Raw genomic sequence first — 20104 nt, 5'->3', positions numbered from 1 at the left:
TTAAATTTTAAAATTTTACTTTTTATAAAGCTTGGAGTTTAAAATTTTATTTGTTTTTAAAATTTTAAACTAAATCCTTAGCTTTAAAATTTTAAAATTTCAAAATTTTAAGCTTCTGCGCTATCATTGTCTAAGATTATTTTACCCTCGGCAATCTCTAAAAGCGCGATATCTACGCTTTTCATCTTGCTTGTATTTTCTACTAGCGCGCTAGCTCCTGCGCCTAATTGCTCTGCTCTTTTAGCCACCATCAAAGCTAGCTTATATCTATCATCGCCTACTTTTTGAAGTGCTTTTGTGATTATTTGTTCTGCTCTCATTTATACCCTTATTTAAAATTTACTTTACCACCGAACAACCGCTTAAATCCTCATCTACTACGATTTTAGCGATATTGCCCGGCTCAAACATATTACAAACTACTATCGGCAATTTATTATCTTTTGCAAGCGCGATTGCTGTATCGTCCATTACTTTTATATCATCAGCTAAGGCTTTATCATAGCTTAATTCGCCAATTAACTGCGCATCAGAAAATTTCACCGGATCTTTATCATAAACGCCATTTACTTTTGTAGCTTTTATAATCATATCAGATTCCATCTCAATAGCACGCAAAGTAGCTGCTGTATCTGTGGTAAAAAACGGATTGCCCGTTCCAGCTGCAAAAATCACCACGCGCCCTTTTTGCATATGTCTTATCGCGCGCCCGATGATAAATGTTTCACAAATCGCCTCCATTTTTATCGCGCTTTGAACGCGCACATTTAGCCCTACACGCTCTATTGCCTCGCGCAAGGCTATGGAGTTTATCACGGTTGAGAGCATTCCCATATAATCGCCACTTGTGCGCCCTATAATTCCACCTTGTGAAGCACTTACACCACGAATTATATTGCCTCCGCCTATTACTATGCCAATTTGCACACCAGCAACTGCTAAGGATTTGATCTCTTCGGCAATGTATTTTAAAATTTCAGGCTCTATACCAAAACCAGAACCACCAGCTAGTGCCTCGCCTGAAAATTTAACTAAAACGCGTTTTTCTTTCATTTTATCTCCCTTTTGCCTATTTTGTACAGGCACAAAAATTTTGCGATTTTAGTAAAATATCCTTTAATTTTGGCTTTATTTTTAAAATTTCTAAACACTTCCAAGCAAGCAAATTTTAAAATTTCATAAATTTTAACCTGCCAAAACGCTTCTAAACGCGCTATAATAAGCAAAAATTTTTGAGGGCTTATGCTTAGACATTTTTTTACTAATTCAGCTGGTATTTTTATCTCACGCATTTTAGGATTTTTACGCGATCTGCTAACGGCTGCTAGTCTTGGCGCAGGACTTTGGAGTGATATATTTTTTGTAGCTTTTAAATTGCCTAATCTTTTTAGGCGACTTTTTGGCGAGGGCGCATTTACGCAAGCTTTTTTGCCACATTTTATAAAAAGCAGCAAAAAGGGGCTATTTTTGGCTGAGGTTTTATTAAAATTTAGCGCATTTATGCTAGGGCTTAGCTTGCTTGTAATGCTTTTTACACCGCTATTTACTAAGCTTTTAGCCCTTGGTTTTGATGCACAAAGCATCAATTTAGCATTACCGCTTGTTCGCATAAATTTTTGGTATTTGCTTTGTATTTTTATAGTCAGCGTTTTTGCTAGTTTATTACAATATCGCTCGCATTTTGCCACAAGCGCATTTAGCACGGCGCTTTTAAATATAGCTATGATTTGTGCTTTAATCTTTGCTCACAACAAACCCCAAAGCACAGCTGCGCTGTATCTTAGCTGGGGCGTGGTAGCTGGTGGAGTATTACAAGTTTTAGCGCATTTATTTGCCATCAAAAAGCTTGGATTATTTAAAATTTTAACTCTTGGCTTGGCTAAGTTTTTTGGCTCTCAAAGGGCAAAAATGCAAGGCTTTTATAAAAGCTTTTTTGCTGGCGTTTTAGGTAGCTCAGCTGCACAAATTGGCGATTTTGCTAGCACGCTAATAGCTAGCTTTTTAGCAAGCGGAGCCATTAGCTATTTATATTATGCAAACCGCATATTTCAGCTCCCGCTAGCACTTTTTGCCATAGCTCTTAGCACAGCAATTTTCCCTAAAATTTCAAAACAAATCAAAGCCGGCGATGAGCTTTTGGCTAAGAATTTATTAAAAAAAGGCTTTGATGTTTTATTTGCTCTTTTATTGTTTGCTAGCATTGGTGGATTTTTGCTTGCTGAGCCTATAATTTACTTGCTTTTTGAGCGCGGGGAGTTTAACGCACAAAACACCAAAGAATGCGCCATAGTGCTACAAATGTGTATGCTTGGATTATTGCCTTTTGGGTTGTATAAGCTTTTTTCTCTTTGGCTTTTTGCGCATTTCAAACAAGGCTTGGCCGCTAAAATTTCTATATATTCACTTTTTATAAATATTACTTTTTGCCTTGTTTTGTTTAGGCCATTTGGTGCTAGCGGAATTGCACTATCAGGCTCAATTAGTGGATTTTTTATTTTATTTTGTGCTTTATGGGTTTTTGGATTTAGAGAGTTTTTTAAGCTAATTTATTCAAAAATCACGCTTTTAACCTTGCTTTGTAGCCTAATTTTTGCTTTTATGCTTTATTATTTAAGGATTTTTTTGCTAGCAAATTTATGATTTTTTGCTACAATCGCGCAAAATATTTTGTTAGGTTTTTATGCTTAAAATTTTACTTTTACCTTATTTGATTTTTGAGTGTATTTGCACTATCGTTTTTATCATAAATGTCGGCTTTTTGTGGTATTTGTTAGAGGCGTTTTTAAGTTTAATGCTAGGGTCTTATTTAGTAATTCATGGCGGTGGTTTTGGGCTTTATTCAAATATGCAAAAAGCAAATTTTGCTGGGATTTTTGGCTCTTTTGGTTTTGTATTTAGTGGATTTTTGCTGATATTGCCCGGGATTTTATGCGATATTTTGGCTGTTTTGATAATAATTTTTTCAGTGTTTTTAACTAAGAAAAATACGCCCTCTTACACTAATGATTTTAGCGCAGATGATGAAATAATCGATGTAGAAATTATTGACGAGCGTCCAAATAATCTTAAATAAAGGCTAAACAAATGAAAATAAAAATTGCCACTCGCGCATCCGCTCTTGCCTTATGGCAAAGCGAGCATATCGCTGGTTTATTGCGCCAAAAGGGCCATGAAGTAGAGCTAATTACAATGAAAACAAAAGGCGATGTGATCTTAGATACTCCACTAGCAAAAATCGGCGGCAAGGGACTTTTTACAAAAGAGCTTGAAAATGCCCTATTAAACGAACAAGCCCACATAGCCGTCCATAGCCTAAAAGATGTGCCTACGCGCTTTGAGCCTGGCTTAGAGCTTGCTTGTGTTTGTTCGCGCGCAAATACAAGCGATGCTTTATTAAGTATGAAATATTCGTCATTACAAGCCTTGCCACGCGGAGCAAAAATTGGCACCACCAGCCTTCGCCGCCAAATGCAAATACGCGCCCTGCGCCCTGATTTAGAGCTAATTAGCCTGCGTGGCAATGTAATATCGCGCATTCAAAAATTAAAAGATGGAGTTTTTGATGGTATTATTTTGGCAAAGGCCGGGATTGAAAGATTAAAACTTAATGAACTTGTAAGCTTTATAAGCACGCTTGATACTATACCAGCGATGGGTCAAGGCGCATTAGGCATTGAAATAGCAAGTAAAAACACCGCCATCAAAGAAGCCATCGCCTTTTTAGACGATGAAAAAACCCGCATAGAAACTAGCGTAGAAAGAGCCTTTGTTGATAGACTAAATGGAGGCTGCCAAGCACCAATTGGCGTAAATGCCGTGCTAGATAATGAAATCATTAGCGTCAAAGCCGTGCTTGGTTTAATCGATGCTTCAAAAATTTTAAAAGATAGCAAAACATACGCTAAAAGCGAGTATTTGAGCGCAGGCGTGGATTTTGCAAATAGCTTTATAGAGCGCGGAGCTTGCGAGCTTTTAGCACTGAGTGAAAAAATGCTTGAAAATTTTAAAATTTAAGCCAAGCGCGCAAAGCAATAATCATGCGCTAAATTTTAAAATTTGCCAGCAAAATCTCCGTTAAATTTAAAATTTAAACTAACTCGTGGGCAAATTTTAAAATTTAAGCCAAGCGCGCAAAGCAATAATCAAGCGCTAAATTTTAAAATTTATAACTCAATCAAGGCCTGTGCGATTTTTTTTGCCCCATTGCCATCTACTAATTTGCTTGCATTTGTGGCGATTTTTTGTGCTTCGTTTGGGTTTTTGAGTAAAAATTTTAAATAATTTATGGCTAAGTTTATGCTCTCATTCATTTGATTTTGCCCATCGCCCGCATAAAGCAAAGCCTTAGCTTGCGCCCATTTTATCGCATCTTGCTGGTTGCTAGCGATCTTAAAGCAAATACAAGGCTTAGCAAGCGCGGCCAATTCATACAAAGTGCTGCCACCAGCGCACATTATAACATCAGCTTCTTGCATAAGCCCTGCCATATTTTTTACATTTTCGTGCGTTTTAAAATTTATATATTTTTTGCCAAGATTTAAAATTTGCTCTTTATATTTATTATACGCGCCAATGATTATTGCATACTCTAAATGCATTAAATCCTTATCTTTTGTAAGCGCATTAAGCAAATTATAAGTAAGATTTATTTTATCGCCTCCGCCTGTGGTAATTAAAATTTTTTTAAGCTCGGTATTTTTTGGGCTTTTGGAGGCTTGAATTTTAAACTCAGCCCTTAGCGGAGCGTAATTAGAGCCTAACAGATAGTTTTTTGCCTTATTTTGCTTGCTTTTATAAGCCTCAAAATCCAAAAACGCACTATAATTTATAAGCAAATCCACCTCATAAGCAAAGGCGCACAAATCATCAATATAAGCTAGTTTTGTAAATTTTAAAAGCTCGCTAAGATAAAATGGGTTTATAAAATAGCTATCAATTAAAAGCACGCTATTTTTATTTTTGCCTAAAAGCTGGCAAAGTGCGTCAAGCTCGGCATTTAAGTCATTATACGCGCTATTTAAAATGATATTTTCATAGCCATTTAAGAATAATTTTGCCTTGTTATCGGCTGTGATAAAAATAGGATTTACGCCAAGATTTTTTAGGGCATAAGCAACTGCGCTAGTTCGCATTATATGCCCGGTTGCGATTATTTCATTAGCATCGGCTCTTATGAAAATATTTTTCATTTTGGCTTAATTATTAATTTTGGCTTTGCATTAGCTTAAATTTTAATGCGGCAAGCTCCCAATCGCTTTGGTTATCGATATCTTGCGTTTCTAGCTCGCTAAGCTCAAAAGGGACGATTTTTTCTGTGATACAACCATTTAAACTTAAAAACCGCTCAGTATTATAAAAATAAAACTGCCCCCCGTCGTGATAAAGTGGCTCTAAATCTTGTGAGCGTTTTGAGGCATTTTGTGGTTCTTTATAGGCCAAAAAGCCGTCTTTTACGCAATAAGCGCGTTGTGGCGGAAAGCTAAACTTACACACGCTAACGACCAAATTAGCGTTTTGATTTTTTAAAATTTCATAGGCTTTTTGTAATTTTTTAGCTGTTATAAAGGGCGCTGTTGGGTAAATGCAAGCAAAATCTTGCGGGCAAAATCCGCGTTTTTGATATTCATCTAAAACCTCTAATAAAACATCAGCAGTGCTTGCAAAATCATCGCTATTTTTAGCTGAGCGCATAAAAGGCACGCTTGCGCCAAAATCTTTGGCTACTTTGGCGATTGCTTGGCTATCTGTTGAGACCATAACCTCGCTAAAAATTCCACTTTCTAAGGCGGCCATTATCGAATAAGCAATAATTGGCTTGCCACAAAAATCCTTAATATTTTTATTTGGTATGCGTTTAGAGCCACCGCGCGCGGTGATGATACATAAATTTGACATTTTTAACCTTTTTTTGGATTTATTTGCTCTAATAAAGCCTTACACGCTTTCATTATATCACTATAAGTGCGCTCAAAATCGCCCGTATAATAAGGATCTGCTACTTCAAGGTTTTGATTTTGGCAGATGGATAAGAGCAATTTTACCTTTTCATTAAAATTTGCCCTTTTGCCAAAAATTAATTCACAATTTTTTAGGTTTTCCCTATCCATGCATAAAATAAGATCGTATTTATCATAATCATCTTTAAGCAAAAGCGTGGCTTGGTGCTCAAAAATACTGATATTATGCCGAGCAAGCGTGCTAAGCGTGCCATAATGTGGGGCTTTGCCTAACTCATCTTTATGCGTGGCGCGTGAATCTATTAAAATTTCATCAAGATTTGTGTTGTTGCATAAATGCTTCATTATGAACTCAGCCATCGGCGAGCGGCAGATATTGCCATGGCAAACAAATAAAATTTTTTTCATTTTTATCCTTTTTAAAGAATTATTAAAATTTGCCCTATTTTTAAATGCTTGACACAAATTTTAATTTTATAAATGCGCTAAATGCTTGGCGCAAATTTTAATTTGGCAAATTTTAATTTAGTAAATTTTAAGCGCAAATTTTAAAGCAAAATTAATCTCAACAAAATAGCCAAAACCCAGCCAAACAAATAAAACTCATCTGCGCCATTTCAAAGCTTGCTATCTTACAAAGCACAAAATAGCTCAGCCAAAACGCGGGCTAAATTAAAATTTATAATAATTTAGCCACTTACAAAATAACTAATCCCAGCAAAACCAGCGCATTTTGTGCTTTTGATGCGCGCTATTTTACTAGCATTATTTACCCCGCCAAGCCCTAGCGTTTTAACCTTATAATCGCTTGCTAATTTTGTGGCTTTTTTTAAAGCATCTATGCCTTTTGGCGCGCCTTTATTACACTCAAAAATAGGCGAAAATGTAATAAAATCAGCGCCACTTTCGCAAGCTAAAATTATTTCATCATCATTATGCGTGCTTGCTATTTTTAGCATATTTTGTGGAGCATTTTTGATGGCGCAGATGTTATTTGAGCTAAAATGCAAACCATCAGCATTTAATAAAATCGCTAATTTTATATCATTTTGTAAAATGAACTTAGTTTTTTTAAAAACTTGCTTAAACTTCATAAACTCGCAAGCCAAGGCAAAATAATCCTTAGCGTTTTTATCACGCAATAATAAAAAATCAGCATCTTTTAGCCTTGGATAATGGCAAAAAGCATAAGATAAATTTTGATAATAAAGCGGATCGGTGATTGCGTATTTAATCATTTTTTGTTATTTTGTCTAATAAAAATGTAAGACAAAAAGCAAGGCTCAAACTAAGCCCGCCCCAGAGTATGCGATCAATAAATAAAGTAAAAAGCCTAAGTGGCGGGAAAATAATCCACACCACAAAAAGCCCCCAGCTAGCGCCAGCACAAAAATACAAAAAGTATTCAAAAATGTAAGTTTTAATGCTCTTCAACTACAACAGCACCCGCAATATAAACATAAGTTAATATCATAAAGATAAAAGCTTGTAAAAAGGCCATAAAAGTAAGCAAGGCATAAGCCGGCAACGGCGCGCCCCATGGAGCAAGCGCAAGCACAACAGCCAAAAATAAATCATCGCCTTTAATATTACCAAAAAGACGAAAAGATAACGAAACAATACGAGAAATGTGAGAAACTATTTCAATAGGAAACATAAGTGGCGCAAGGTATTTATTTGGCCCCATAAAGTGCTTAAAATACTGCACAACGCCTTGTTTGCGAATACCCTCAAAATTATAATACAAAAACACGCATAAAGCCAAGCAAAGCGTAAGATTAAGGCTAGAACTAGGTGCTTCAAAACCTGGAATTATACCAATAACATTGCTAAAAACTACGATCAAACCGATAGTCGCCACTAAGGGCAAATATTTTCTAGCCAAGGCTTCATCACCTAAAACCCCAGTGCCCATATTAACAACGCCAGTAACATAAGCCTCAAATACATTTTGCAAGCCACGCGGGATTAATTGCATATTTGAAGTGGCTAATTTCGCCAAAATAAGCACTATGGCAACGACCAAAATCAAATGAAAAAGATAGGTGAAAGTGTGGCTATGGCTAATAACCCCAGAGAATAAAAACAAATCTTTCATATCGTTCCTTAAAAAAATTGCGCAATTTTAGCCAAATAAACTAAAAATTGCCTAAAATTCATTATTTTTGCGTGCTTATTAAAAACATATTTAAAATTTCTAGTTATTTAAATTAAACCAGCCCAAAAGCAATAAACAAAGATAAAATTTTAAAATATTTTTAGCTTTTAAAGGGCGTAAAATTCAGCAAATTTTAAAATTTTAAATAAATTAAGCTTAGCCAACAAGCAAAAACTTGCCAAAATCTAAACGCAAATTTTACATAAAATTAAGCTCTTTATAAAATTATAAAAACCAGCTTATATTAGCCAAAAATATTATTTAAAATTTCTATAAAAACGCTCATGCGCCAAAGCAAGCATAGGCAAATCGCCCTTACTATCTCCATAAGCATAAATGCGCCAAAAGGCGTCTAAATCATAATTTTGCTTAATTTTGCGCACCTTTTGTTTGCCATAGCAATTCCACCCATCAATAAAACCTGTAATAAGCCCGTTTTTTACTTCTAATTTAGTCGCAAGCAAGTCATAGCCGTATTTTGCGCACCACGGCTCTAAATAATTTTGCAAGCTAGCAGAAACTATAACAATCTTATCGCCATTTTGCTTATGATTTTGTAAGCATTCTAGCGCGCTTTGCTTACAAAGATTATTTAAAATTTCAGCGCTAAAACGCTGGCAAATTTCATTAAAATCACTCTTGCTCATACCATTATAAAAATAATTTAGCACCTTTTCTTTTGCTTTTTGATTACTTAAAATTTTAAGTTTATAAGCTATTATAAAAGGTGCTAGCACAAATGCGCCAAAATACAATTTTTTCGCGCTCACAGAGTATTTCAAAAAGCTAACAAAACTATCATTAAAGCTAATCGTGCCATCAAAATCAAAAAGAGCCAAATTCATTAAAATCCTAAATTTTAAAAATCGCCTTAAATATACTCTGGCGCGTCATTGCTAAATAAGATTAAATCCCCACTTTTTGTATTTTGTGCTAGGGTTTGCTCTAAGTCACTTTTGTTTTTTAGTGTGATTATTTCTGGTTTGTTTAGCTGTGATTTTAGCTCGTTTTGATTTAAATCGCCAGTGATAATCACCAAATCAAAAATTTCATTTATAAGGGCTGCAAGCTTGATATTATCATCTTTTGCGCCTTCGATTATGCCAGGGGTTACTAGCACCTTACGCCCATCAAATCCGCGCACTAGCTCATAACTTGCGCTCATACCTTCAAAATTTCCATTAAAACCATCATCTATAATGATTTTACCGCCAACATTTATGCGACTTAGGCGATGTTGTGGATTTTTGAGCGTGCTTATGCTCTGGCTGATTATTTGCGAGCTTAATCCAAGCTCATTTGCCATAAGAGCAGCTGCTGTTAAATTGCTCGCATTAAAGCTGCCAAGGATATTTGGAGCATTTAGCTCTAAGCTTTCATTTGCGATTTTTAAAGTAAATTTTAATCCATCAAGCCCAGAGCTTATAAGAGTAAATAATTCATCGTAAATGATGGTGTTTTCATTGTTTGATAATCCAGTAGAGCTATGGGCGATGATCTTTTTTAATCGAGTTGATTTTAATGCTTCAAGCTTTGTGGCGCGCGTGTTTTCAAGATTTTTAAAATATTCAAGGTGAGCGTTGCCGATTTGCCCAATAATCACAAACTGCGGATTTAAAATTTTAACAATCTCTAATATATCGCCTTTTGCCCTAGCTCCGGCTTCTGCTATATATATTTGCGTTTTTTCATTTAAGTTTTCATTTATATCTTGGAGCAAGCCAGCTGCGGTATTTACGCTACGCGGACTAGCTTGAACCTTATAAACGCTTTCAAGCATCGATTGTAAATAATTTTTTATGCTTGTTTTACCATAGCTTGCTGTTATTAGCACGATTTTTAAATCTTTCATAGTTTTTAATTTTTCGATGGCTTGTTTTTCGTATTTTTTACAAAGTTCGCGCTCAATTAGCAAGCTCAAATAAAAGCTAAGCACCACAGCCACGATACTAGCAGGCGCTAAAAAATACCATTTTTTAAAGCCCATCAAGCAAAGCGCTGCCACAACAGCCAAAATCAAAAAATACCTAGTAACGCGCTCGGTGATTACAAGGCGCGATTTTATTTGCATTTGCCAGCGCACCAAAAGCCCTATATAAATAAAACCCAGCAAAAGCCCCAGGGCATTTGAAAGCATAAGAGCTAAATTAAACACCAAAAACGGCAAAAGCGCGTAATATAAATGCCATTTTGGCTTTGCGTAATTAAAAAGCACGCGCTCTATTTTATAACTATACCATTGTAATGCACAAATGCTATAATACCCAAGACATAATGTAAAAATCCAAGTAGCTAATCCACTCATTTTAATCCTTTGATTGTGTTATCGCTAGTGTTTTGAATAAAATTTTTTATAATATTTGCGATCTTATCGCCGTAAGCCAAAAAGAAAAAATGATCGCCATTTAAAGGCACAAAATCAAGTGTATTTGGCATAAATTTAGCGATTTTTTCGCCATTTTCTAGTGGTGTTGTTTTATCATCTTTGCCCCAAAAAATTATGCTTTTAGATTCGCAAGATTTAAAAATTTCACTAAAATCCTCATTTACTACGATTTTAAGCGTATCATACATAACCTTGCTCATACCAGCCACATCTTTGCTAGCAAAAATTTTATAACATTTATCAAAACCAAGCATTTTAAAGCATTTAAAAATCGCTATTTTAGCACGAACTTTAAAAGGTTTTTTGTTTATTATGCCTGCTGAGCTTAAAAGCACTAAAAAAGGCGGAGCTAAAAGCGTGGCTACCTTAGCGCCAAAGCTATGGCCTACAATACACAAAGGTTTTGCGCCTATATCATCTAAAAAAGCCTTTGTAAGAGTGGCATAAGAGCGCGTATCTAAGGCATTTATAATGCTTGAAGCACCAAAACCTGCTAGATCAATATAAATTTGCCTAAACCCAGCAAAATGCGCGCTAAAAGCTTTTTTCATAATTTCTTTTTTTGCGCCCCAGCCGTGTAAAAATACAATATCTGCGCCATCGCCGATAATTTCATAACTTACAATATAATCTTGATTTAAGGCTTTTATTTGCCTATTTGCCATTTTTGTCGTCCTTTTTGTGCTGTTTGTAGATGTTTTCTAATAACCCAACAGCATCACAAAGCCGTTCATATTCATTCATATTTAATAAAACTGCTTCAAAATTATTGTTTTTTACGATTACGGCGCGTTTAATTTCATTTGATGATACTTTGTTTAAAACAGAGCTAAAATTACGCACTACTTGTGTGGCTGTATAAATTTCATCTTTATGAAAGGTCAAGGCTAATCCTTTAAAAATTGCGTAAAATTATATGTATTTTACTTTAAAATTTACATAAATTTCAAATATTTATTTATAAAATTTTAATTATAAGCTATTTTCAAAAAAATACTTTTTTTAAAAATAAAAAAAATAAATTAAATCTTTTAAGCTAACTTTTAAGTTTTGAGCGTTAGAATTCCACCCACATTTGCCCACAAGGAGGAAACATGGCAACTAGAGTAGAACACGATTTTATCGGAGAGTTAGAGATAGACGATAGCGTCTATTATGGCGTGCAAACCTTTCGTGCATTAGAAAATTTCAAAATGACTGGACGCAGATTTGGTGATTATCCATTTTTTGTAAAAGCTTTTGCACAAATCAAAAAAGCTGCTGCCTTAGCAAATGCCGAACTTGGCGTGTTAGCACAAGATAAATGCGATTATCTTTGTAAAGCATGCGATCGCGTAATCGCTGGTGAATTTGCCGATCAATTCGTGGTAGATATGATACAAGGTGGCGCTGGCACTTCAACTAATATGAATATGAATGAAGTTTTAACAAATGTCGCTCTTGAAATGATGGGGCAAAAAAAGGGCGCATATAGCGATGAAACCTTACATCCAAACGACCACACAAACCGCGGACAAAGCACAAATGATACCTACCCAAGCTCTATTAAAGTGGCAGCCTATGCTAAATTAAGCGACTTGCTTAATGAAATGAAAAAACTTGAAGCCGAGTTAAGCAAAAAAGGCGCTGAGTGGAAAGATGTGATAAAAATGGGTCGCACAGAGCTTGAAGATGCCGTTCCTACTACACTTGGCAATACCTTCAATGCTTTTGCTAGCTACATAAAAAGCGATATTGCTAAAATAACAGCAGCCCAAGAAGCAATGAAAGTGCTAAATATGGGCGCTACTGCAATAGGCACTGGCATAAACTGCCATCCTGATTATAAAGTAGCAGTAGAAAAACACCTAAGCAAAATCACCGGCGTGGAGTTTAAACCAGCTCAGGATTTAATAGCTGCTACACAAGATACAGCTGATTTTGTTCATGTTAGTGGTGCGCTAAAAACCGCTGCTGTAAGATTAAGCAAGATCGCAAATGATTTAAGATTAATGAACTCAGGCCCAAGATGTGGTTTAGGCGAAATAGAATTACCTAAAATGCAACCAGGTAGCTCCATTATGCCAGGTAAAGTAAATCCTGTAATTTGCGAGGTAGTGGGCGAGGCTTGCTATGAAGTAATGGGCAATGATGTAACCATTATGCTATGCTCTGAGCGTGGCGAGTTTGAGCTAAATGCTTTTGAGCCGGGCATTGCGTATGCGTTATTTAATAGCATTATAATCCTTGAAAATGCCGTTCGCACCTTACGCGAAAAAGCAATAGAGCATCTTAAAGCAAACCCACAAACTTGCTTAGATCATGTGCTAAACTCAGTAGGCATCGTAACCTCATTTAACCCTGTAATAGGCTATGAAAAGAGCGCAAGCATAGCAAAAGAAGCCTTACAAACTGGCAAAAAAGTAGGCGATATCTGCTTAGAGCGCGGTTATTTAAGCAAAGAAGAAATCGATAAATTGCTAGATCCAAAATATATGCTTGATCCGCATATGAAAAATAAATAATTAATTTTAATTATTTTGCGCGCTTTATGCGCGCTTTTTTAAATTTTAATTCATAAATTTTATTCAAAATACAAATTTTAATTTAACTCAAAAAATTTAGCAAAAACGGCAATATTTTAGTTAAAATTTGCGCTTAGCATTTTAAAAATAAAAGGAAGTAAAATGATAATATCACTAAGCATACTAGCCGTGCTAATAGCAATTATTTTTTATATAATCAGCATTTATAACCGCCTAGTTGAGCTATCAAACCGCGCAAAAGGAGCTTTTGCACAAATTGATGTGCAATTAAAAAGACGCTATGATTTAATCCCAAATTTAATTGAAGTAGCCAAAAAATATATGCAACACGAAAAAGAAACTTTTTTAGGCGTTACAAATGCTAGAAACTACGCTAAAAGCGCACTAGAAGCCGCCGCGCAAAACGCAGATGCCAAAAATATAGCCAAGCTAAATAACGCAGAATCTAGCCTATTAGGCTCACTAAAAGGGCTAAATATCCAAATGGAGGCTTACCCAGAGCTAAAAGCAAATGAAACCATGATGCAACTAAACGATGAATTAAGCAGCACCGAAAATAAAATTGCCTTTGCGCGCCAAAGCTACAATGATAGCGTGATGAATTATAATGTATTTAAGCAAAGTTTTCCTTGTAATATCGTGGCTGGGTTTTTTACAAAATACCGCGATGATATGGGAATGTTAGAATTTAACGAAGACCGCAAAACGCTTGAAAACGCGCCAAAAGTAGAGTTTTAAAAAATTTTAAGATGAATGCTTTGAGATTTATTAAAATTTTAATTTTGTGGATTGTTGGCGCGCTTAGCATTTATGCGCTAATTATTTTATTTAGCAATTTTAGCAATCTTGGCCTACACCTACAAAAAGAAATTTTAATATTTAAAGGCGTATTTTTGGCTCTTGCCATGCAAGATATCTCATTTTACTTACAAATTTTAAAAATTATTTGCTTGCTTTGCTTGCTTTTATTTTTTGCTACGCGTTATATTTTAGGGCGACAGGTTGAAATTCGCGGCGATTTTTGGGAGCATCAAAAACTAGCCAAAAACAAAATATATTGGCTAAATGCCTTGATTATTATTATCTTAGGATTGATTTTTTTATGCGCTTTTAGTTTGTTTGAGATAATTTTTTTAAGTTTTGGCGTGGAGTTTGGTGATGATTTAATCACAAATCGCAAAGATGCCTTTAAATATTCAATGATTTTAAGCGTAATTTTTGCTCTAAGCATTTTTGGCTCGTATTTTTTCAAAAACACCACAATGAAAAATAGCGCCATAAATCAACTAGCAAAAACCCTAAAAGCAGATGAAATTTTATCCACCAAAAATGAAAAAGAAAAAAATCTGCTTAATATAGTAGAAGAAATGGCCATTGCTTCAAATATGCCTATGCCACGCGTTTTTATAATGCGCTATGAGCCAAGCATAAATGCTATGGCAAGCGGGGAGAGATTTGGCTATGATGATGAATGCGTGGCGATTTTTATCACACAAGGCGCATTAGAGCATTTTAGCCGCGATGAATTACAAGGCGTAATCGCGCATGAATTCTCACACGCATTTCATGGCGATGTAGCATTAAATTTAAAAATATTTTCACTAATTTTTGGACTAACTTTTGCGATGATATTAGGGGAATCATTTTTTCGCGCTAGCTTAAAATCCTCGCGCTCGCGCAGCAAAAATAAAGGCGGGGTTATAATAATTGCTCTAATTGCGCTTGTATTTTATGGGCTAGGTTTGCTAGGGCAGATTTTTGCTAAAATCTTACAATCTGCCATCTCGCGCCAAAAAGAATTCCTAGCCGATGCTTCTAGCGTGCAATACACCCGCAATATCTCTGGCATAAAATCAGCACTAAAACGCATAAAAATCCTACAAACAAACCAAGCATTCGCGCACAAAAACGGCGCAGGTTTTATCCAAAATATCCAAGCCAAACCCCTTGCACATATGTTTTTTATAACCTCCACAAAGGGCTTTTTAAGCAAGCTTTTTGCCACTCACCCAAGCCTAGAATCAAGAATAAAAGCCTTAGATAAAATAGGCTAAATTTTCAAATTTCAAAATTTCACAATTTCAAGCACAAATTTCAAAATTTCAAGCAGAAATTTTAATTTAAAATAATTAAAATTTAAAGCGCAAATTTTAAAATTTAAAGCCTAAAACCCTGGCACTTCTATTGCTCCAAGCGTTTCAAAATCCGTCCCGCGCGCAATTTCAGCAAAGCTAAGCACAACGATATTAAGAGAAAAATTAGCACAAGCATCATTTATAAAACGCCTAATGCTAGGATCAACGCATAAAATCATCTCGCCATCGATATTTGCTGATTGATTAGCGCGAGCATTACGCAAGGCAGAAATTAAGGCTGAGGTTTGGGCTGTGTTTATGCTAACGCGGTATTTGCCATCTTTATAGGTTACTGCTTCAACTAATTTTTGCTGAACGCTTGCTTCTAGGATATAGAAGTTGAGTTTGCCGTTGCTGTCTTTATAAAGCCCTGTAATCACCCGATTTAGGCTACTTCGCACATGTTCTGTTATAATCTCAGCATCTCGCACGCCACGCTTACTTATAGAATCAATCGCATCTAAAATGCTTAGCATATCTTTGATTGGGATATTATCTTTTAAAAGCAAGCCTAAAACATTATAAATCAAGCCTATATCGCAACTTTTAAGCGCTTCTTCAACCACGATAGGATAATCAGTTTTTAATCTGTCTAATAAATTTTGAACTTCTTGCTTGGTTAGTAATTCGCTTGAGTTTTGCTTAACTAGCTCGCTCATATGCGTGCTAATCACACTTGCAGGATCAACCACGGTGTAGCCATACAAAATGGCATCTTGTTTTAAGCTCTCATCTATCCATAACGCATCTAGCCCAAAAGCTGGCTCTTTTGTAGGCAAGCCATCAATTGGCGTGCTTACATAGCCACTATCCATGGCTAAAAATTTATCCGGATAAATCTGCCCAGTGCCTATGCTAACGCCTTTTAATTTAAAAACATAATCATTTGGGCTAAGGCTTAAATCATCGCGTATGCGGATTTTTGGCATTCTAAATCCTAGCGTGCTAGCAATACTTCGGCGCATACCACGAATTCGCTCAATTATTTCGGTTTCAGCTAGCTTTAATAAACCATAACCCAAATCAAGCTCTAAAATTTCAACCTTTAATATATCATCGATTTTGGCTTGTTCTTCTTGGGCTATTTGTGCGTCTGTTTTTTGTGGCTTGGTGCTAGCTTGGCTTTGAGTGCTGGCATTTTGTGTGCTTGATGATTGGCTTATGTCTTGCGTGCTTTCATTGATTTTAAAATCGCCTTTTTGAACTTTATAAATCACAAAACCTATCGCAGTAAAAATAAGCCCCATAAAACCTAATGAAAAAGTCGGTAATCCAGGCACTAAGGCAAACAAAAATAATATCCCACCAACAATAAAAAGCGTGCGAGTTTGGCCAAAAAGCTGGTCTATTACGCCTTCGGCAAAATTTTTCTCGCCCTGCTTTGCTCCGCTTGAACGGGTGATTATTATGGCTGTGGCTGTTGAGGTTATAAGCCCTGGGATTTGGCTAACTAAGCCATCGCCTATGGTTAAGATAGTATATGTGCTAGCTGCATCACTAGCTGCTAAATCGTGCTGAAAAACACCTATGGCAAAACCGCCAATTATATTTATAATGGTGATGATAATACCAGCTACCGCATCGCCTTTGATAAATTTTGAACTACCATCCATCGCGCCATAAAAATTTGCCTCACTTTGCATATCTTCGCGCCTTTTTCTAGCGGTTGCTTCATCTATCAAACCTGCATTCAAATCCGCATCTATTGCCATTTGCTTGCCCGGCATCGCATCTAGTGTAAAGCGTGCTTGCACCTCGCTTACGCGCGTGCTACCTTTTGTAATAACCATAAAATTTATTAAAACCAAAATACAAAATACAATTATGCCTATTACAAAATTACCGCCTACAACAAACTCACCAAAGCTAGCAATAATATCACTAACAGCACTTGGGCCTTCGTGGCCTTTGCTTAAAATCATTCTGGTGGTTGCGATATTTAATGAAAGCCTAAAAAGCGTAACAATTAAAATAAGAGTTGGAAAAGTGCTTAAATCCGTTGGTTTTGGCACATAAATAGCTATTAAAATAATAAGCACAGAAATAGAAATAGAAAGTGCTAAAAAAAAATCCAAAATCCCGCTAGGCAATGGCACTATAATAATAGCTAATATAGTCATCACCACAGCTACAATGCTAAGCGAGCGCCCTTTCATAAGTGGCGTTAAAATTGGCTCAAAATACGGAGCGACTAATTGTAAAAAACCGCGTTTTTTAGGCGTCATTTAGCTATATCCGCTAGGCTAATAGAATCTAAAAAATTATCTACTTTTTTTTGTAAGCAATTAAATATAGGCCAAATAGCACAAAGTGCCTTTTTATCATCAGGGCAATAAGCCTCGTCCCCACTGCACTTAAACACGCTTAATTTATGCCTTTGTGCTGATTCGATAATGCTTGAAACAGAAATATTTTCAGGCTTATTTGCTAGCATAAAGCCACCATTTGCGCCTTTAAAAGATTTTAATATGCCGTTTTTGGCTAAATTTTGTAAAATTTTGGCTAAGAATGGCTTTGCGATACCCAAATCATTTGCAATTAAATCCACATCTTTTGCACCTTCGCTTTTAGCTAGATAAATCATCGCAAAAAGCGCATATTCACTGGCTTTTGTAAATAGCATTTAAATCCCTAAAATCAATATAAAAAGGCGTAATTGTAGCAAATAAAGATTAAAGAAGTGTAAAATTTGCTTATTTTAAGCTTAATTTTTGTTTTGCGCGCTACAATTGCCGTTTTTATTTTACCAATCAGGAGGCTATCATGGCTTTGGATTCGGCGCAAAAATCGCAAATTATCGCGAAATTCGCTAGAAAATCAGGTGACACCGGCTCTGCCGAGGTTCAAATCGCGCTTTTAAGCAAACGCATCGTTCAATTAACAGAGCATCTTAAAATCAACAAAAAAGATTTTAGTTCTCGTCTTGGTCTGCTTAAATTAGTAGGCAAACGCAAACGCTTATTAAAATACCTAAAAGCCAATAAATACGACATTTATGTTAATTTAGTAAGCCAATTAGGCCTAAGAGATAAATAATTTTTTGCTGTAAGTTAATCTTAGCTTACAGCCTTTTGGCTTATTTTTAAAATTTATGCAATTTTTCTTTATTTTAAACTCTCGCACCTTTTCATTAAAGAGCCAAAATGTTTACGATTACAAAATTTAGGCGCCTTTTATTTTTTTTATTTTGTGATTTTTTTATTTTTATTTTTAGCGTGTATTTTGCTAATTTATTACGATTTAGTGGAGAGATCCCACAAGATTTTGAGCCAGCAATACTAAAAATGAGCTTAATTTTAGTGCCTATTAAATTGGCTTTGATGTATATTTTTGGGCTTTATCGCGTGCCGTGGAGATTTTTTGGCTTAAATGAAGCTAGAAAAATCGCCCTTGTTATGGGGCTTGGAGCTTTAATATTTTATTTAATTTTTAGCCTTTGGAGTGATTTTTTTAACCCCTTTGCGCGCTCTACCATAATTATTGATTTTTTGCTATCTTGCGTGATGGTTGGCACGCTTCGCATTTTAAAACGCGTGCTTTTGGATTTTACAAGCTTTAAACACGGCAAACCTTGTGTGATAATTGGCGGAACAAATAAAGCCTTACAAGTGCTAAATGGCTTTAAAAGCGGTTATGCGAGTTATTATTGTGCTGGCATAACAGACCCAAGAGAGCAAGTTATAGGCACAGATTGTGGCGGTTACCGCGTAAAATCTATGAAAGAATTAAAATTTTATGCCAGCCAAGGCATAAAAAGCGCAATAATCGCCAAAAAACTAAGCCAAAACGAGCTTAGCGCGCTTTATAATGATCTTAGATCTTTTGGTTATGATGATATTAAAATTTTCACGCTTCTAAGCGAAAACGAAAGCAAAATAAAAGATATAAGCATAGAAGATTTACTAGCGCGCAAACCAAAAGATTTAGATAAAGAGATTATTAAAAATTATATAAATTCTAAAATTATTTTAATTACTGGCGCTGGTGGCACGATAGGCAGCGAGCTGTGTAAGCTGTGTTTAGAATTTGGCGCTAAAAAACTAATTATGCTAGATCACAGCGAATACAATCTCTATGCCATAAATGAAGCAACAAATGCCGATGAACGCAATGTTTTAGCCTTAATTGATATATGTAATCAAAAAGATCTTGAGCGCATAATCTTTACTCATCACCCTGATATTGTTTTTCACGCTGCTGCTTATAAGCATGTGCCTTTGTGCGAATATAACGCCATAAGTGCTGTAAAAAACAATGTCTTAGGCACAAAAAATCTTATAGATTTAGCAATTAAATATGCCATAAACCGCGTGGTGCTAATCTCAACCGATAAAGCCGTCCGCCCTACTAATGTAATGGGCGCAACTAAAAGAATATGCGAGCTTTACGCGCTTAATTCAAGCTCACATACCACGCAAATTACTGGCGTGCGTTTTGGCAATGTGCTTGGATCAAGTGGCTCAGTTATCCCAAAATTTCAAGCACAAATCGCAAAAAACCAAGCCCTAAGCGTAACACACCCGCAAATCACGCGCTATTTTATGCTAAAAAGCGAGGCTTGCGAGTTAGTATTACAAGCTGGCTCAATAGCCCGTGGTGGCGAACTTTTTGTGCTTGATATGGGCGAGCCTGTAAAAATTGCTGACCTTGCAAAACGCATTTTAGAGCTAAGTGGCAAAGAAAATCTAGGCATAAACTACATAGGACTTCGCCCCGGCGAAAAGCTCTACGAAGAGCTTTTAATAGATCCAAAAGATGCCAAAACGCGCTTTGAAAGCATTTTTGTAACGCATTCTAAGCCTTGCGATTTAAAAAGCTTGAATGAAAAAATAAGCTTGCTTTTAAGCTTTGATGAAGCAAATGAGAGTTTTTTTAAAACGCTTAAAGATATAGTGCCTGAGTTTAATCACGCTAAATAAAATTTATTTATCTTTTTAAATTTT

The 20104-nt window shown here is 35.8% G+C and carries 22 protein-coding genes; 8 read left to right on the top strand and 14 right to left on the bottom strand.

Translation table 11 applies throughout. The features are described from left to right. Positions 1-107: 107 nt before the first annotated feature. Positions 108-320, bottom strand: coding sequence for a DNA-directed RNA polymerase subunit omega (locus tag CINF_RS03755; RefSeq protein ID WP_178696408.1), 213 nt, complete (start codon positions 318-320; stop codon positions 108-110). A gap of 19 nt (positions 321-339) precedes the next feature. Then, a complete protein-coding gene (gene pyrH / locus CINF_RS03750; protein ID WP_178696407.1) occupies positions 340-1053 on the bottom strand; it encodes a UMP kinase in 714 nt (237 codons plus the stop codon). Between the two features lie 189 nt (positions 1054-1242). Here pyrH and murJ point away from each other — a divergent pair, with 189 nt between their 5' ends. From murJ to hemC, 3 genes are read left to right on the top strand one after another with little or no spacing between them, the layout of a single operon-like run. Continuing rightward, complete coding sequence (gene murJ / locus CINF_RS03745; RefSeq protein ID WP_179975800.1) at positions 1243-2640, top strand: murein biosynthesis integral membrane protein MurJ; 1398 nt, start codon at positions 1243-1245, stop codon at positions 2638-2640. Positions 2641-2680: 40 nt separating this feature from the next. Beyond that, positions 2681-3073, top strand: a complete 393-nt coding sequence (locus CINF_RS03740) for an FxsA family protein (RefSeq protein WP_179975799.1) — start codon at positions 2681-2683, stop codon at positions 3071-3073. A gap of 11 nt (positions 3074-3084) precedes the next feature. Next, the gene (hemC, locus tag CINF_RS03735; protein ID WP_179975798.1) at positions 3085-4014 is read left to right on the top strand and encodes a hydroxymethylbilane synthase; all 930 of its coding nucleotides are present in this window, start codon (positions 3085-3087) and stop codon (positions 4012-4014) included. Positions 4015-4163: 149 nt separating this feature from the next. Here the strand turns inward: hemC and pseG are convergent, their stop codons facing one another. The 10 genes from pseG to CINF_RS03685 form a co-directional block, all read right to left on the bottom strand. Continuing rightward, complete coding sequence (gene pseG, locus CINF_RS03730) at positions 4164-5189, bottom strand: UDP-2,4-diacetamido-2,4,6-trideoxy-beta-L-altropyranose hydrolase (RefSeq protein ID WP_179975797.1); 1026 nt, start codon at positions 5187-5189, stop codon at positions 4164-4166. 13 nt (positions 5190-5202) lie between these two features. After that, positions 5203-5895 (bottom strand): pseudaminic acid cytidylyltransferase, encoded by a 693-nt coding sequence (gene pseF, locus CINF_RS03725; RefSeq protein ID WP_179975796.1) that lies wholly within the window; start codon positions 5893-5895, stop codon positions 5203-5205. A 2-nt stretch (positions 5896-5897) separates the two neighbouring features. After that, positions 5898-6365: a low molecular weight protein-tyrosine-phosphatase gene (locus CINF_RS03720; protein ID WP_179975795.1), complete on the bottom strand. Its 468-nt coding sequence runs from the start codon at positions 6363-6365 to the stop codon at positions 5898-5900. Between the two features lie 281 nt (positions 6366-6646). Beyond that, on the bottom strand, positions 6647-7195 hold the full coding sequence (locus CINF_RS03715) for a thiamine phosphate synthase (RefSeq protein ID WP_179975794.1): 549 nt from the start codon (positions 7193-7195) through the stop codon (positions 6647-6649). Continuing rightward, positions 7188-7391 (bottom strand): hypothetical protein, encoded by a 204-nt coding sequence (locus tag CINF_RS03710; protein ID WP_179975793.1) that lies wholly within the window; start codon positions 7389-7391, stop codon positions 7188-7190. The genes CINF_RS03715 and CINF_RS03710 overlap by 8 nt, the downstream gene beginning before the upstream one ends. Beyond that, positions 7378-8055 (bottom strand): F0F1 ATP synthase subunit A, encoded by a 678-nt coding sequence (locus tag CINF_RS03705; protein ID WP_178696397.1) that lies wholly within the window; start codon positions 8053-8055, stop codon positions 7378-7380. The genes CINF_RS03710 and CINF_RS03705 overlap by 14 nt, the downstream gene beginning before the upstream one ends. Before the next feature lie 317 nt (positions 8056-8372). Further along, a complete protein-coding gene (locus tag CINF_RS03700; RefSeq protein WP_179975792.1) occupies positions 8373-8960 on the bottom strand; it encodes an HAD family hydrolase in 588 nt (195 codons plus the stop codon). A gap of 26 nt (positions 8961-8986) precedes the next feature. Beyond that, entirely contained in the window at positions 8987-10420 is a 1434-nt protein-coding gene (locus CINF_RS03695) for a Mur ligase family protein (protein WP_179975791.1), read from the bottom strand. After that, complete coding sequence (locus CINF_RS03690; RefSeq protein ID WP_179975790.1) at positions 10417-11166, bottom strand: alpha/beta fold hydrolase; 750 nt, start codon at positions 11164-11166, stop codon at positions 10417-10419. The genes CINF_RS03695 and CINF_RS03690 overlap by 4 nt, the downstream gene beginning before the upstream one ends. Continuing rightward, on the bottom strand, positions 11156-11386 hold the full coding sequence (locus tag CINF_RS03685; RefSeq protein ID WP_178696389.1) for a type II toxin-antitoxin system Phd/YefM family antitoxin: 231 nt from the start codon (positions 11384-11386) through the stop codon (positions 11156-11158). The genes CINF_RS03690 and CINF_RS03685 overlap by 11 nt, the downstream gene beginning before the upstream one ends. A 209-nt stretch (positions 11387-11595) precedes the next feature. Between CINF_RS03685 and CINF_RS03680 the strand changes: the two genes are divergently transcribed. The 3 genes from CINF_RS03680 to CINF_RS03670 all read left to right on the top strand — a co-directional run bounded on the left by CINF_RS03680 (position 11596) and on the right by CINF_RS03670 (position 15080). Further along, complete coding sequence (locus CINF_RS03680; protein WP_178696387.1) at positions 11596-13005, top strand: aspartate ammonia-lyase; 1410 nt, start codon at positions 11596-11598, stop codon at positions 13003-13005. A gap of 162 nt (positions 13006-13167) precedes the next feature. Continuing rightward, on the top strand, positions 13168-13764 hold the full coding sequence (locus CINF_RS03675; protein ID WP_179975789.1) for a LemA family protein: 597 nt from the start codon (positions 13168-13170) through the stop codon (positions 13762-13764). A gap of 11 nt (positions 13765-13775) precedes the next feature. Then, the gene (locus tag CINF_RS03670) at positions 13776-15080 is read left to right on the top strand and encodes a M48 family metalloprotease (RefSeq protein WP_179975788.1); all 1305 of its coding nucleotides are present in this window, start codon (positions 13776-13778) and stop codon (positions 15078-15080) included. A gap of 110 nt (positions 15081-15190) precedes the next feature. On the opposite strand, the gene flhA is transcribed toward CINF_RS03670, so the two are convergent. Both flhA and CINF_RS03660 read right to left on the bottom strand, forming a co-directional pair. Next, on the bottom strand, positions 15191-17386 hold the full coding sequence (gene flhA, locus CINF_RS03665) for a flagellar biosynthesis protein FlhA (protein ID WP_178696381.1): 2196 nt from the start codon (positions 17384-17386) through the stop codon (positions 15191-15193). Beyond that, on the bottom strand, positions 17383-17784 hold the full coding sequence (locus CINF_RS03660) for an Rrf2 family transcriptional regulator (protein WP_178696379.1): 402 nt from the start codon (positions 17782-17784) through the stop codon (positions 17383-17385). Before CINF_RS03660 ends, flhA begins: the two co-directional genes overlap by 4 nt. A 140-nt stretch (positions 17785-17924) precedes the next feature. Between CINF_RS03660 and rpsO the strand changes: the two genes are divergently transcribed. Next, positions 17925-18197 (top strand): 30S ribosomal protein S15, encoded by a 273-nt coding sequence (rpsO, locus tag CINF_RS03655; protein WP_179975787.1) that lies wholly within the window; start codon positions 17925-17927, stop codon positions 18195-18197. A gap of 107 nt (positions 18198-18304) precedes the next feature. Next, complete coding sequence (locus CINF_RS03650) at positions 18305-20080, top strand: UDP-N-acetylglucosamine 4,6-dehydratase family protein (protein ID WP_179975786.1); 1776 nt, start codon at positions 18305-18307, stop codon at positions 20078-20080. The last annotated feature ends 24 nt before the right edge of the window (positions 20081-20104 follow it).

The organism is Candidatus Campylobacter infans (genome assembly GCF_013416015.1).
Classification (GTDB): Bacteria; Campylobacterota; Campylobacteria; order Campylobacterales; family Campylobacteraceae; genus Campylobacter; species Campylobacter infans.
The sequence above is the reverse complement of the archived record's forward strand: the minus strand, read 5'-3'. Positions and strand labels throughout refer to the sequence as shown.